General features: G+C 65.5%; 15 protein-coding genes. 5 read left to right on the forward strand and 10 right to left on the reverse strand.

Going from position 1 to position 13,183, the window contains the following annotated elements; genetic code table 11:
- The coding region (locus tag KBZ15_RS07920; RefSeq protein WP_255014660.1) for a right-handed parallel beta-helix repeat-containing protein at nt 1-2,463 on the forward strand (2,463 nt) is incomplete at its 5' end.
- Nucleotides 2,464-2,684: 221 nt separating this feature from the next.
- On the opposite strand, the gene rfbD is transcribed toward KBZ15_RS07920, so the two are convergent.
- The 5 genes from rfbD to rfbA all read right to left on the reverse strand — a co-directional run bounded on the left by rfbD (nt 2,685) and on the right by rfbA (nt 6,815).
- The gene (gene rfbD / locus KBZ15_RS07925) at nt 2,685-3,566 is read right to left on the reverse strand and encodes a dTDP-4-dehydrorhamnose reductase (protein WP_255014661.1); all 882 of its coding nucleotides are present in this window, start codon (nt 3,564-3,566) and stop codon (nt 2,685-2,687) included.
- Between the two features lie 51 nt (nt 3,567-3,617).
- A complete protein-coding gene (rfbB, locus tag KBZ15_RS07930; RefSeq protein ID WP_255014662.1) occupies nt 3,618-4,727 on the reverse strand; it encodes a dTDP-glucose 4,6-dehydratase in 1,110 nt (369 codons plus the stop codon).
- Between the two features lie 13 nt (nt 4,728-4,740).
- Nucleotides 4,741-5,118 carry a hypothetical protein gene (locus KBZ15_RS07935; protein WP_255014663.1) on the reverse strand — a complete coding sequence of 126 codons (378 nt, stop codon included), beginning with the start codon at nt 5,116-5,118 and terminating at the stop codon, nt 4,741-4,743.
- 196 nt (nt 5,119-5,314) lie between these two features.
- A complete protein-coding gene (gene rfbC, locus KBZ15_RS07940; RefSeq protein WP_255014664.1) occupies nt 5,315-5,905 on the reverse strand; it encodes a dTDP-4-dehydrorhamnose 3,5-epimerase in 591 nt (196 codons plus the stop codon).
- Nucleotides 5,895-6,815 (reverse strand): glucose-1-phosphate thymidylyltransferase RfbA, encoded by a 921-nt coding sequence (gene rfbA / locus KBZ15_RS07945; protein WP_255014665.1) that lies wholly within the window; start codon nt 6,813-6,815, stop codon nt 5,895-5,897. Before rfbA ends, rfbC begins: the two co-directional genes overlap by 11 nt.
- Here rfbA and KBZ15_RS07950 point away from each other — a divergent pair.
- Nucleotides 6,814-7,281, forward strand: a complete 468-nt coding sequence (locus KBZ15_RS07950; protein ID WP_197152889.1) for a GNAT family N-acetyltransferase — start codon at nt 6,814-6,816, stop codon at nt 7,279-7,281. The two genes, rfbA and KBZ15_RS07950, sit on opposite strands and share 2 nt — an antisense overlap.
- Here KBZ15_RS07950 and KBZ15_RS07955 read toward each other — a convergent pair.
- The 4 genes from KBZ15_RS07955 to psbZ form a co-directional block, all read right to left on the reverse strand.
- Nucleotides 7,209-7,685, reverse strand: a complete 477-nt coding sequence (locus KBZ15_RS07955; protein WP_255014666.1) for a hypothetical protein — start codon at nt 7,683-7,685, stop codon at nt 7,209-7,211. The genes KBZ15_RS07950 and KBZ15_RS07955 overlap by 73 nt on opposite strands.
- A complete protein-coding gene (locus KBZ15_RS07960; protein ID WP_197152885.1) occupies nt 7,672-7,875 on the reverse strand; it encodes a type II toxin-antitoxin system Phd/YefM family antitoxin in 204 nt (67 codons plus the stop codon). Before KBZ15_RS07960 ends, KBZ15_RS07955 begins: the two co-directional genes overlap by 14 nt.
- Before the next feature lie 175 nt (nt 7,876-8,050).
- On the reverse strand, nt 8,051-8,542 hold the full coding sequence (gene ribH / locus KBZ15_RS07965) for a 6,7-dimethyl-8-ribityllumazine synthase (protein WP_255014667.1): 492 nt from the start codon (nt 8,540-8,542) through the stop codon (nt 8,051-8,053).
- A gap of 3 nt (nt 8,543-8,545) precedes the next feature.
- Nucleotides 8,546-8,734, reverse strand: a complete 189-nt coding sequence (gene psbZ, locus KBZ15_RS07970) for a photosystem II reaction center protein PsbZ (protein ID WP_197152881.1) — start codon at nt 8,732-8,734, stop codon at nt 8,546-8,548.
- On the opposite strand from psbZ, the gene KBZ15_RS07975 reads away from it, so the two are divergent.
- The 3 genes from KBZ15_RS07975 (at nt 8,721) to mutS (ending at nt 12,371) form a co-directional block, all read left to right on the forward strand.
- Nucleotides 8,721-9,092, forward strand: coding sequence for an AbrB/MazE/SpoVT family DNA-binding domain-containing protein (locus KBZ15_RS07975; protein ID WP_255014668.1), 372 nt, complete (start codon nt 8,721-8,723; stop codon nt 9,090-9,092). The genes psbZ and KBZ15_RS07975 overlap by 14 nt on opposite strands.
- Nucleotides 9,085-9,474, forward strand: a complete 390-nt coding sequence (locus KBZ15_RS07980; protein WP_255014669.1) for a type II toxin-antitoxin system VapC family toxin — start codon at nt 9,085-9,087, stop codon at nt 9,472-9,474. Before KBZ15_RS07975 ends, KBZ15_RS07980 begins: the two co-directional genes overlap by 8 nt.
- Before the next feature lie 89 nt (nt 9,475-9,563).
- A complete protein-coding gene (gene mutS / locus KBZ15_RS07985; RefSeq protein WP_396123419.1) occupies nt 9,564-12,371 on the forward strand; it encodes a DNA mismatch repair protein MutS in 2,808 nt (935 codons plus the stop codon).
- Here the strand turns inward: mutS and KBZ15_RS07990 are convergent.
- Nucleotides 12,335-13,006, reverse strand: a complete 672-nt coding sequence (locus tag KBZ15_RS07990; RefSeq protein WP_255014670.1) for a precorrin-8X methylmutase — start codon at nt 13,004-13,006, stop codon at nt 12,335-12,337. The two genes, mutS and KBZ15_RS07990, sit on opposite strands and share 37 nt — an antisense overlap.
- Nucleotides 13,007-13,183 lie beyond the last annotated feature (177 nt).

Consider the following 13,183-nt stretch of genomic DNA (forward strand, 5'->3'; position numbering starts at 1 on the left):
TATCAAGGTGATTACAACTGGCAAGCACGCGTAGGACTGGAGGCTCTCAACAAAAACGTGGAGATCAGGGCAAACGGCTATATCCCACTTAGCAACAGCAACGAGTTACTGGGGAGTGGCTACTCCGGTGCCTATTTGAGCAATAACAATCTCTACCTAACTGGCGCCTACAAAGACTGGATAACAAGTTTCGGCGGACTCGACCTCGAGGTGGGTACGCCAGTGGCCAGGTGGGACCAAGGGGGGCTATGGCTCTATGCCGGCTATTACTACCTAGATGCCACCGTGGCTGAGGGACCCGACTCATCCGGCTTCAGCGCGCGGGCGGAAGCACGCATCGCTAACAACTTCGCAGTGGGCGCCACCTACAGCTACGACGACATATTCCAGAGCAAAGCGACCGGCTACATCCGCTACGGCAGCCAGCCTCAGACCAGAGATACCGCAGCTGAAATCTCTCGCGCAGAGATAGACCTCTTAGCTCAGCGCGGCCTTCCTGTGGAGCGTGAGATCGATGTACGAATCAGCGAAGTTCGCATCCAAGGCACCCAGATAGCCCAGAATCCCGACACCAATAATGCATGGGTGATCCGTTGTGTGGGCACCAATGCCAGCGGCAACAACTGTGAATACAACAGTCTTGCTGCTGCAGTGGGTGCCGGTAGCAGCAACGTGATCCTGGTAGCTGATGGTCGGGCAACCAATCTCAACGGTGGCAGCCTGGCGATTCCCCAAGGTGCAGTACTTAGCAATGGCAACAACGCCCCCACCATCAACACGCAATACGGCCAAGCTAACTTGAGCACCATCTACGGCGTAGGCAGCGCCAACACAAAGCCGACAATCACAAACGGCACCCTGACAGTTGCCAGCAACACCACGATCTCGGGCTTCGCATTTACCAATGCTTCAATCGTAAATCGCAGCACCAGCAATCTGTTGATTGCAAACAACACATTTACCGGCTCAGCCAGTGGCTACGGGGCCATCAATCTTAACGGGGTAACCAACCTCACCATTAGCGGCAATACAATTACCGACCCAACTGCTAGCACACTTGCATGGGTGACTAATCCCTATAACGACGGAGTGGCGGCAACCTCCTCCCAGATCGCCCGTGGCATATCCGTAAGCAACTCGGACAACATCAGCATACTTAACAATACAATTTCCAATGCGCTTGGAGAGGGCATTTACCTTCAAGATATTGGAACCAACAAAAACAACCTAGTCCAAGGAAATACTGTTCAAGGCATGAAGGTAGATGTCAATGATTCCAACCTTGAAGCCGGAATTTTTGTCGCCAACAACAAAGCTGGTTACATTAAAATCAACAGCAATACTGTGAAGGACAATAATCTCACCAATGGCGGCAACGGTCGCGGCAACGCTGCTGACGGCATCGAGGTCAACGTTTGCCGAGACGGCGCAAGTTCTATGAATTACGTGGGCCTTGCCACAGTCTCCGGAGCAGCATGCTCGAAAACTACCACGCTAACAGCAGATATTACCAACAACACCATAACCAACCTACGCACTGGCGCCGACGGCATTGATGCAAACGTCGGCACCAACGGTAATTTAGTTCTCACAGCAACTGGTAACACCATCGACAAGGTGGGAGACGAGGCCATTACCTTCGATTCCTTCGGAGCCAATAGCAATGCCACACTCTACATCGCAAAGAACACCCTTAAAACTACAGGGGACAAAATAGGATCAACCGATGGCATTGCCATCACCCTACACGAATACAACGCTCTTGGCAGGGACAGCAATGGCAATGACGCCAACCCTGCCGCCGCCTATTCAGCCAGCAGCAACTACAAGATTACCATCAAAGATAATACCATTGCAGCCAATACCGAGAACATTAACAATGATGTTGGCGCCGAAGGAATCAAATTCAAAATCGCCCAAGGCCTTCCCTCTGGCTACGTGAACCTTGACCTGGCAATTTCCAACAACAACATCACTGTCACCCATGGTGACGGCATCGAAATCGATGCAAATGAAGATGCTGGCGCATCAGTAATCTTCAAAGGCGATATCGCCTTGAGCAACAACACCCTTACCACCCTTGCCACCTCTAGCGGTGACGCGAGGGACGTGATCTCATCCCGAATTGCCGAAAACGCTGCGGCATCCACAGCTCAGATTAGTTATTTGGTCACTGGCAACACCATTGTCTCAGCAGCAGGAGCCAGCGATGCCATCGATCTGCGCAGTGACAGCACAAACAAATCCTCAAACATTCAGTTCAAGATTGATGGGAACAACCTCGCCAAGGCCTTCGATAAAGACCTCAAGCTCCGAGTCCCCAGTGGCGGAAGCTTTGGCATTGTCGCTCCTCAAGGAACCACCAACTTCGCAAGCTACCTGAACAGCATCAACACCAACGCTGTTACCGCCATCACAGGTACCCCTACCCAGATCAATTCCTTGACCAACTTCGTAGAGTGATAACTGGCTAGAGCTAATCAGACCTCCATGGCGATCATGGGGCCAGTGATAGGACACCAATACTGGATGTCAGACACCTTGATCATCCGTTGGGAACGGCCACAAGCTGGCTCCGGGCACAACGACAGCAGCCGGCGCTCGCCAGGCCCTCAGGCCAGGTCAGGTCTTCTGTACAGCTTGTACATATTCCCCGACGCCATGGGCGTGCATGCCCCCCCGGCTCAGCTCGCCGGCCTCACCTCAGCCAACACTTGGGCCAGGGCCGCTCGCCAATGTTGGGGCTCGAGCCCCAGGGCGGCCCGGCTGGCGCTGCAGTCGAGCAAGGAGTAGCTGGGGCGCTGGGCCGGGGTGGGGTATTCGACGCTGGTGAGGGGCCGCACGCTGGCGGCCCGCTCCAGCAGGCCAGCCGCCACGCCCAGCTCGCCGATCGCCACCGCGAAGTCATACCAACTGGCCGCACCGGCATCGCTCCAGTGCAAAATCCGCGGTTGGTCGGCGGCGGCGGGGGCCCCCAGCCCGATCGCCCGCCAGCAGGCCGCGGCCAGGGTGTGGGTGCTGGTGGGGCAACCCACCTGGTCGGCCACCACGCCGATCTGGGGCCGTTCGCGGTGGAGCCGCAGCATGGTGCGGCAAAAGTTCTGACCCACCGGGCCGTACACCCAGCTGGTGCGCAGCACCCGGGCACCGGCCAACTGCAGCGCCGCCACCTCGCCGGCGGCCTTGCTGGCGCCATACACCCCGAGCGGATCGAGGGGCTGGTCGGGCCGGTAGGGGGAACCCTGGGCGCCGTTGAAGACAAAGTCCGTGCTCACCTGCAGCAACCGGCCCCCCGTGGACGCCAGCGCTTCAGCAAAGGCCGCCGGGGCGCCGCCATTGACGGCATGGGCCAGCTCCGGCTCGCTTTCGGCCCTATCCACCGCCGTATAGGCGCCTGCATTGAGCACCCAGGCCGGCCTGTGCTCGAACACCGCTGCGGCACAGGCCTGCGGATCGGCCAGGTCCAGCTCGGCCCGGCCGCAGGCAATCAGCCCTACCCCCTCGGGCCTGGATTGGATCAGGGCCTGGCCCAACTGGCCGGCGGCGCCGGTGAGCAATACCTTCACAGGTCGTACGGGTACACGGGTCTGGTAACGCGAGAGGGTCTGGGGCTGGGGCTAGGCAGAGGGCTGGGAAGCCGCCGCCCTGGTGCCGATCCGCTGGCCCTGGTAGCCGGCCTGGGCCTGTACCCGCCCACACCAGGCCAGATTGTCGAGATACCAGCGCACCGTTGCCCCAAGGCCCTCTTCGAAGCTGTGGCCAGGCCGCCAGCCCAGTTCGCTGGTGATTTTGGCCGCATCGATCGCGTAGCGCCGGTCGTGGCCGGGGCGATCGGTCACCGGCGTGATCAGGCGTCCATGGGGGGCGCCCTCGGGCCGCAGCTGATCCATCAGGCTGCAGATCGCCTCCACCACCTGCTTGTTGGTGCGTTCGCTCGGGCTGCCATGGTCGCCCGCCCCGCCCACGCAGTAGCTCTGGCCCAGACGTCCCCGGGTCGCCGCCAGCAGCAGGGCCTCCACGTGGTCTTCCACATAGAGCCAGTCGCGCACGTTGGCGCCATCGCCGTAGAGCGGAATCGGCTCGCCCGCCGCCGCCTTGAGGATCACCACCGGGATCAGCTTCTCGGGGAACTGCCAGGGGCCGTAGTTGTTGGAGCAGTTGGTGAGCACCACCGGCAGGCCATAGGTGTGGTGCCAGGCGCTCACCAGGTGGTCGCTCGCAGCCTTGCTCGCCGAATAGGGGCTGCGGGGGTCGTAGGGGGTGGTTTCTGAAAAGCGACCCTCGGGCCCCAGGGAGCCAAACACCTCATCGGTACTGATGTGGTGGAAGCGAAAAGCTGCCTGCCGGTCGCTGGTAAGGGCCTCCCAGTGGGTCCGCACCGCCTGCAGCAGGTTGAAGCTGCCCGTCACATTGCTCTCAATGAAGGCGCCGGGCCCATCGATTGAGCGGTCCACATGGCTCTCCGCCGCCAGGTGCATCACCAGGTCTGGGTCAGCCACGCGCACGGCCTCGGCCGTGGCGGCCGCGTCGGCGAGGTCCACCTTCAGGAGCTGGTGGCGCGGGTTAGGGCCGATGCTGGTCAGGTCGCTGGCGTAGCCGACCTTGTCGAGGTTGAACACGGCCGCGGTCGTATCGCGCAGCAGGCGGCGCACCACCGCCCCGCCGATGAAGCCGGCGCCGCCGGTCACCAGCACCCGATCAATACCGGCAGGAAGCAGGTCAGTCATCTCAAATTCAGGCTCAGGCGGCATCCAGCCGGCGGTCGAAGATCAGGGTCTTGGCGACAGGGTTTGCTTTGGCCATGAAGGCCAGGGTGCGCTCCATCCCCTGCTGCTTGAGGAAATTTGCCTGCACCAGGGCCCTGAGGGTTTCGACGGTGTGGCTCTGCTGGCTGTTGGACACCTCATCGAGCACGGCAGCCACCACCACAGGCCAGTAGGTGCCGCGGGGAAGGCCAGCCGCTTCGCAGTAGTCAGCGGGGGCAATATCCACCTCAGGGGAGTGGCGAATGGCATAGAGGCCCTTGCGATGCAGGGCTTCGAGCTCCTCAATCCGGCGGTCGGCACCACTGGAAGCCGCAATCCAGCGATCGAGCAGCGCAATGAATTTAGATATCATCGGCCCCCTTGCCTGAACGGCGCGGCACGTATCAGCAGAGTTATATCGATCCAGCCAGCCGACCGCAATAGACCTTTTGACCACTGACCGGGCCCGTGCCGGGGTCAACAGGCTTTCGCCAATTCAGCATTAATAAGTCGCAATGCCTGTTAAGTCGGGATGCCTGTTAGATCGGGATGCCTGTTAAATCCCAAGTTCAGTCGAACCGATCGGCGGCGCCCAGCTCCGCCAGCAGCGGGGCCGCCCCATCCTTCTCGGAAAGCAGGGGGGGAGTCTCCAGCTGGGGCCAGCTAATCGCCAGGTCGGGATCGTCCCAGCGCAGGGCCCGTTCACAGCTGCGGCTCCAGAAGTCGGTGGTCTTGTAGAGCACTTCGGCGTGCTCGCTGAGGGTGAGGAAGCCATGGGCGAAGCCCACCGGGATCCAGAGCTGCTGGTGATTGGCGGCGCTCAGCTCAGCCCCCAACCACTGGCCAAAGCTGGGCGAGCCACGGCGCAGATCCACTGCCACATCAAAGATCGACCCCAGCACGCAACGCACCAACTTGGCCTGGGGGTGGGGCGGCAGCTGCCAGTGCAGCCCGCGCAGCACGCCCCGGGCCGAGCGGGAGTGGTTGTCCTGCACGAAGGGCACGGGGCTCTGGCCATGGGCCGCCAGCAGCTCCTGCCAGCGCTCCCCATTCCAGCTCTCCAGGAAAAAGCCGCGATCGTCGCCAAACACCTGGGGCGTCAGAAGCAGGGGACCCTCCACCACGGCCCCACCAGAACCCCGCAACGACTCAGCCCGCATCGCCACTCTCCAGCAACTGCAATAAATAATCGCCGTAGCCGCTCTTGCGCAACGCCAGGGCCAGGGCCTCAAGCTGGGCGCCGCTGATCCAGCCCATCCGCCAGGCCACCTCCTCCGGGCAGCCCACCTTCAGTCCCTGGCGGTGTTCCAGGGTGCGGATGTAGCTGCCGGCCTCATGCAGGGAATCGCAGGTCCCCGTATCGAGCCAAGCCATGCCGCGGCCCATCAGTTCCACCTGCAGCAGCCCCTCCTCCAGATACTGGCGGTTGAGGTCGGTGATCTCCAGCTCGCCGCGGGCCGAGGGCAGCACCCGCCGCGCCCGCTCCACCACGGTGTCGTCGTAGAAATAGAGGCCGGTCACCGCAAAGCGGGAGCGGGGTTTGGCGGGCTTCTCCTCAATGCTCAGCACCCGCCCATCGGCGGCAAACTCCACCACGCCGTAGCGCTCGGGATCGCGCACCGGGTAGGCAAACACCGTGGCCCCCGCCCTGCCGCCATTGGTGGCCTGAAGCTGGGGGCTGAGGTCGTGACCATGGAAGAGGTTGTCGCCCAGCACCAGGGCCGCCGGCGCACCGGCGAGGAAATCGGCGCCGATCAAAAAGGCCTGGGCCAGCCCATCAGGGTTGGGCTGCACGGCGTACTCAATCGCCATGCCCCAGGCGGAGCCATCGCCGAGCAGCCGCTCAAAGGCGGCCCGGTCGTGGGGGGTGGTGATGATCAGCACCTCCCGGATCCCCGCCAGCATCAGGGTGCTGAGCGGGTAGTAGACCATCGGCTTGTCGAAGACCGGCAGCAACTGCTTGCTCACCGCCTGGGTGATCGGGTGCAACCGGGTGCCACTGCCCCCGGCCAGGATGATGCCCTTGCGCTGCTGCACCGATCGCCCTTTGTCTCCGGGTAATGCTGCCATGGACGCACCGCGACTCCTGATCCATGCCCCAGGGGCACCCGGCCTGCGCTGGCTGGGGCTGGGCCCGGGCCTGTGGCCGAGCCGCGGGCTGTGGAAGCTGCAACGGCTCCTCAACCAACACGCCTTCTGGGCCCAGGGGCGCAGCCTCGGCCAGCTGCGCCAGATGCTGGCCGGCAGTGCGGCGGTGGTGAGTATCTGGCGCGGCAAGCGGTTGGTGGGATTCGGGCGGGCCAGCAGCGATGGCGTCTTCCGCGCCGTGCTCTGGGATGTGGTGATCCCGCCAGACCTCCAGGGCCAGGGGCTGGGCCGCCAGTTGGTGGAGGCCCTGCTGGCGGCCCCAGCCCTGCGCGGCGTAACCCGCACCTACCTGATGACCACCAACAGCGCCAGCTTCTACCGGCAGCTGGGCTTCAGCGACGCCGCCCCCCAGGAGCTGCTGGTGAAACAGAGCTCCTCCACCGGGTAAGACATCAGGCCAGCAGCTGCTGCCAAGTCAGGTTCGAGGGTCACCGGCAGCAAGCCCAGCCGATAGGCCAAATGAAGCTGGAGCAACAGGGGCAGCGCCGCCAGGCCAGGTCGATAGCGCTGCCAGTGACGCACCATCGCGAAGTCGTCAGGCTCGAAACACACCACCGGGCAACGCTCGGCGAGAAATGCATCCAGAAGCTCACGTTGCGGCAAGCCAGTGAGCTCCCCCTCAAACTCCAGCACGCTCCAGGCACTCACCATCAGCAGGCCACCGCCCACCTGCTCCAACCAATCCAGTGCGGCAGCCCCGTCAGGCCCCGGCACCAGCAGTGCCCGCAACAAGGAGACATCGAGCAGCCGGCCATGGCTGCCCATCCGCCGCCAGGGATCAAACGGCTCCATGGCTTGCCTCGTGGTGCAGGCGACGTAAGCGCTCAAGCCACTGCTGGGCCGTGGGATCTGCCGAGGGCTCAAAAACCAGCCGCGCCACCGGCTTGCCATGGCGGCTAATCACCACCGGCTCACCGGCCCGCACCCGATCAACCAATCCGGAGAGCTGTTGGCGAGCCTGGGCCAGTGGAACGGTGGTCATGGCGGCGGGATCGGTTAGGGGGTTGATCCAGGGCTCTCCAGGAGGTTGTACAGATGTACAACCTCCCTAAGCACCTCGGCAGACACCCCCAGGGTTCCCACAAGCAGCGCGCACGGAGACAGGCGCCCCAGAGACAGGTCATTGAGGCCGCTCGTGAGGCAGGTCAAGAGGCAGCTCAGGCCGGCAGTGCCGCCATCAAGCTGCCCATCTCGAGGGCCTGGAGGGCGTAATTCCAGCCCAAGTTGCTCTTGATGCCGGCCCGCTCCAGGGCCTGTTGCAGGGTGTCGGTGGTGAGTACGCCAAAGATCACCGGCACGCCGGTGGCACGGCTCACGGCAGCCACGCCCTTGCTCACCTCGGCCACCACCACATCGAAGTGGGGCGTATCGCCACGGATCACCGCCCCCAGGGTGATTACCACTTGGTAGCGCCCGCTGGCTGCCAGTCGCTGGGCCACCAGGGGAATCTCGTAGCTGCCGGGCACCCAGGCCACATCCAGCTGGGCGCTGCCGGAGCCGTCGCCGGAGCCAATATCGATGCCGTGGCGGCCCAGGCAGTCGAGGCAGCCGCTGAGCAGCTTGCCGGTCACCAAGTCGTTGAAGCGGGCGACCACCACGGCGATGCGCAGACCACCTGTGTCCGTAAACCGGCCTTCAAAAATCGCCAATCGTCAGACCACGAAAAGACTCATACCCCAGTTGACCAGCACCAGCGCCACCCAGGCAATGCCCCCGAGCAGAATCAGGCGGTTGGAGCGGCCCGAATCCTCACTGCTGGCGTAGAGCACCGGCACCGCCACGATCAGGGCAAACGACAGCACCACCAGGGCCAGAACGGTGAGGGTGTTGAGGATCTGCATAGATCAGCAGCGGCGCTTTGCCGGTCAGTTGGGGGATTCTCACACGCAGGACCAGGCCTCCAGCACCGTTGCTTCACAACTCGATGCCAGCCCCAAGAAGATCGACCAGAGCTACGTTGTACGCAAGTGTGATCGATGGGCCATGGATGTCACCACGGTGTCGCCGAAGTTTCAGGTGGTCATCCCCCGCGGCGTCCGTGAGCAGATGGGCCTGAAGGCGGGGCAGAAGCTCCAGGTAGTGCCGCTACCAGGCCGAATCGAGCTGGTGCCCGTAGCAGCGCCTGGCTCACTGCGGGGCTTCGTGGCCGGGCCCAACAGCTTCGACCGCGACCTGGATCGCGAGCTCGGCCATGGCTGAAACGCCCTGGCTGGTGGATTCATCGGGCTGGATCGAATATTTCACCGATGGCCCTAATGCCAGCTGCTTCGCCCCGGCCATCGAGCAGCCGAAGAGCCTGGTGGTGCCAAGCCTGAGTTTGTTGGAGGTTTATCGCTGGATGCTGCGTCGCCACGGCGAGGGACCAGCCATTCAGGCGATCGCCCTGATGCGTCAGGGCACAGAAATTCCTCTGGATGCCGCGCTGGCTCTGCAGGCAGCCCAACTGGGTCTGCAGTGGAAGCTGCCGCTCGCAGACAGCGTAATGCTGGCCACCGCCTTAGCCCACCAGGCCACCTTGCTCACCCAGGACGCCGACTTCGAGGGAATTCCCGAGGTGGAGTTCATTCCCAAAAAAAGCTGACCCAAAAGCTGACCCCAAAAGCTGACTATCCCCGCATAGCTGATCGGGCCAGCGCACCTACCATCAGCTCCCCCGAGCAACCCAGAGCCGTGGCCGCGGAAGCCGACCAGCAGCTTTCGCTTGCAGCCGCCCTGGGCCTGCCTGAGGAGAGCCCGCCGGCTACTGAGGAGCTGGCTCCGTCTGCCAACGCGGGCCGGCCCCGCACCCGCCAGGCCAGCCCCAGGCCGGCGCCGGAAGCCCCGCCGGCCGCCAGCCCCGACTCCCCCACCGAGCCCGACTCCGACCTGCCCCCCTGGCACCACCACGGCCTGGTGGAGCCGGAGCAGCTGCCGCCGATGCTGCGCCACTACGTGGAGCTCAAACGCGCCCATCCCGACCGGGTGCTGCTCTATCGCCTGGGCGACTTCTTCGAGTGCTTCTTCGAAGACGCCATCACCCTCTCGCGGCTGCTGGAGCTGACCCTCACCGGCAAGGAGGCCGGCAAGGCACTCGGCCGGGTGCCGATGGCGGGCATCCCCCACCATGCCGCCGAGCGCTACTGCGGTGAACTGGTGCGCCGCGGCCTGAGTGTGGCCCTCTGCGACCAGCTGGAAACCGCCGCCAGCAAGGGGCCGGCCAAGGGCGAACTGCTCAAACGGGGCATCACCCGCGTGCTCACCCCGGGCACGGTGCTGGAGGAGGGCCTGCTGGCCGCCCGCCGCAACAACTGGCTCTGCGCCGTGGTGCTGGAGGGCGCGGGCTCCAGCGATCGGGATCGTTCTGGCCGCCGCTGGGGCCTGGCGGTGGCCGATGTGAGCACCGGCGAATTCCGGGTCACCGAGCGCGAAGGCAGCGATGCCCTGCACCAGGAGCTGCTGCAGGTGGAGGCCGCCGAGGTGCTCTGGCCCAGCCCCACTGCTGCCAGCCCCGCAGCCTCCAGCCCCGCAGACCCCAGCACTAGCCCCGCCTGGTGCCCCGAGGCCCTGCGGCTGACGCCCCTGCCCCGCACCCCCTTTGAGGCGCCGGAAGCGTCCGCCACCCTCAAGCAGCGCTTCGGCCTGGCCAGCCTCGCTGGCCTGGGGCTGGGGGAAGCACCGCTGGCACTACGGGCAGCGGGCGGCCTGGTGACCTACCTGGACACCACCTTCCAGACGGCCCAGGTGCCCCTGGATCCCCCCACCACCTGGCACGCCGGCGACCAGTTGGTGCTCGATGCCGCCACCCGCCGCAACCTGGAGCTCACCAAAACCCAGCTGGGCGGCAGCATCCACGGCTCCCTGCTCTGGGCGCTGGATCGCACCCACACCGCCATGGGCGGCCGCTGCCTGCGCCGCTGGCTGCTGGCGCCGCTGGTGGAGCGCCCCGCGATCCTGGAGCGCCAAGGGGGCGTCAGCGAGCTGGTGGCCCAGCGCTCCCTGCGGCTGGCGATCCGCCGGCTGCTGCGGCCCATGGGCGACCTGGAGCGCCTAGCCGGCCGCGCCGGGGCGGGCAGTGCCGGCGCCCGGGATCTGGTGGCCCTGGCCGATGGTCTGGAGCGCCTGCCCCAGCTGGCCGCCCAGCTCGCCAAAGCCAGCAGCGCCCCCCTGCAGGCCCTGGCCCGCCCCTGGCCCGAGCTCGAGGCCCTGGCCGCCGACCTGCGCCACACCCTGCTCGATGCCCCACCCCTTTCCCTCAGTGAGGGCGGCCTGATCCACGACGGCGTCGACCCGGCCCTCGATGGGCTGCGCAACCAGCTCGACGACCAGGACGCCTGGCTGGCCGGCCAGGAGGCCGAGGAGCGGCGGCTCAGCGGCATCGGCACCCTCAAACTCCAATACCACCGCACCTTCGGCTACTTCCTGGCCGTCACCAAGGCCAAGGCGGCGGCGGTGCCGGAGCACTGGATCCGCCGCCAGACCCTGGCCAACGAGGAGCGCTTCGTCACCCCGGCCCTGCGCAACCGCGAGGGCGCCATCCAGCAGCTCAAGGCCCGCGCCGCCCAGCGGGAATACGAGCTGTTCTGCAGCCTGCGCGGCCGCGTCGGCGAGCAGGCTGCCGCCATCCGCAGCGCCGCCCGCCTGGTGGCCGAACTCGACACCCTCGCCGCCCTGGCCGAGGTGGCCGCCACCGGCGGCTACTGCTGCCCGGAAATCACCGACCCAAGCGGTCCCGAGGCCCGCCTGCTGCAGATCGAAGCCGGCCGCCACCCGGTGGTGGAGCAGCTGCTGGTGGAGGAGCCCTTCACCGCCAACAGCGTGGTGCTAGGTGCCATTCCCGAGGCCGCCCCCCGCCCCGACCTGATCATCCTCACCGGCCCCAACGCCAGCGGCAAGAGCTGCTACCTGCGCCAGAGCGGCCTGCTGCAGCTGATGGCCCAGATGGGCAGCTGGATTCCAGCGGCTTCGGCGCGCCTGGGCATCGCCGATCGCATCTTCACCCGCGTCGGCGCCGGCGACGACCTGGCGAGCGGCCAATCCACCTTCATGGTGGAGATGGCCGAAACCGCCAACATCCTTCACCACGCCAGCGCCCGCTCCCTGGTGCTGCTCGACGAGATCGGTCGCGGCACCGCCACCTTCGATGGCCTCTCGATCGCCTGGGCCGTGGCCGAGCACCTGGCCACCCCCCCGGAGCGCGGCGGCATCGGCGCCCGCTCGATCTTCGCCACCCACTACCACGAACTCAACGCCCTGGCCGACCAGCTGCCCAACGTGGCCAACGCCCAGGTGCTGGTGCAGGAAACCGGCGACGCCCTGGTGTTCCTGCACCGGGTGGCCCCCGGCGGCGCCAGCCGCAGCTACGGCATCGAGGCCGCCCGCCTGGCCGGGGTGCCGGCAGCGGTGGTGCTGCGGGCCCGCCAGGTGCTGGGCCGCATCGAGGCCAACAGCGTCATCCAGGTGGATCAGGAGATCAAAGGGGGCGGCGCACTCGCCGCCTGAAGCCAGGCAGAGCGCAGCAGGGCGTTGCAGGCCGCAGCCACCAGGCCGGCTCCGCCCTTGGAGCCCTCGAGCCGGATATGCACCAGGCCACTCTCAGCCAGGTGGCGCTTGCTCTGGGCCACCCCCACAAACCCCACCGGCATGCCGATCACCAGGGCCGGCGCCGGCACGGTTTTTGCCGCCACCAGCTCCAGCAGCACCTCCAGGGCCGTGGGGGCACTGCCGATCAACACCAGGCCTGGCTGGGCCTGCCCGGCCAACGCCGCCGCCATCCCAGCCGCCGTACGCGTGGAGTCCTCTGGAGCCTGGTCAGGAGCCCAATCCAGCACGCTGCGCACCTGATTGGCGAAGGTGCGCCCCGCCATCGGCGCCACCGCCGCCGCCGCCATTGCCGTGTCGGTGAGGATCGGCGCCCCAGCAGCCAGGGCCACCAGCGCCGCCTCACAGGCCCCCGGCCCAAACCGCAAGTGTCCGGCCAGCTCTGGATCGCCACTGCTGTGGATCAGCCGCAGCAACACGTCCTGCTGCAGGGTGCCCAGCGGCGCCAGCGCCGCCGCCGTTCCCGGCAAGTCCCGGATCAGGCGCAGGCTCTCAGAAAAAATCGGATGATCAAACTCGGCGCCGGCGTCGGCCATACAACGTCGTCAGTCACCAGAAGAGCCTGCTCTACCGCACAGGCAGGGACCAAACCCGGACGCCAGGGCACCTTTATCCCCCGCCTGCTGGCCCACGGCTCCCGACTCGCCTTCGATGGCACAGCGCTGGTGGCGTTTCTGGCGGACGCCAAGGGCGCCGGCAAGCACCTCCAGCCC

It is taken from the genome of Cyanobium sp. BA20m-p-22, from assembly GCF_024346275.1.
Classification (GTDB): Bacteria; Cyanobacteriota; Cyanobacteriia; order PCC-6307; family Cyanobiaceae; genus Cyanobium_A.

What these genes read in the sequence shown, in the direction of transcription:
- rfbC (WP_255014664.1), bottom strand. Translation starts at nt 5,905, where the DNA reads ATGCGGGCTGAGTCGTTGCGGGGTTCTGGTGGGGCCGTGGTGGAGGGT.
- KBZ15_RS07960 (WP_197152885.1), bottom strand. Translation starts at nt 7,875, where the DNA reads ATGACCACCGTTCCACTGGCCCAGGCTCGCCAACAGCTCTCCGGATTG.
- rfbB (WP_255014662.1), bottom strand. Translation starts at nt 4,727, where the DNA reads ATGACTGACCTGCTTCCTGCCGGTATTGATCGGGTGCTGGTGACCGGC.
- KBZ15_RS07955 (WP_255014666.1), bottom strand. Translation starts at nt 7,685, where the DNA reads ATGGAGCCGTTTGATCCCTGGCGGCGGATGGGCAGCCATGGCCGGCTG.
- KBZ15_RS07990 (WP_255014670.1), bottom strand. Translation starts at nt 13,006, where the DNA reads ATGGCCGACGCCGGCGCCGAGTTTGATCATCCGATTTTTTCTGAGAGC.
- rfbA (WP_255014665.1), bottom strand. Translation starts at nt 6,815, where the DNA reads ATGGCAGCATTACCCGGAGACAAAGGGCGATCGGTGCAGCAGCGCAAG.
- KBZ15_RS07950 (WP_197152889.1), top strand. Translation starts at nt 6,814, where the DNA reads ATGGACGCACCGCGACTCCTGATCCATGCCCCAGGGGCACCCGGCCTG.
- KBZ15_RS07935 (WP_255014663.1), bottom strand. Translation starts at nt 5,118, where the DNA reads ATGATATCTAAATTCATTGCGCTGCTCGATCGCTGGATTGCGGCTTCC.
- psbZ (WP_197152881.1), bottom strand. Translation starts at nt 8,734, where the DNA reads ATGCAGATCCTCAACACCCTCACCGTTCTGGCCCTGGTGGTGCTGTCG.
- KBZ15_RS07980 (WP_255014669.1), top strand. Translation starts at nt 9,085, where the DNA reads ATGGCTGAAACGCCCTGGCTGGTGGATTCATCGGGCTGGATCGAATAT.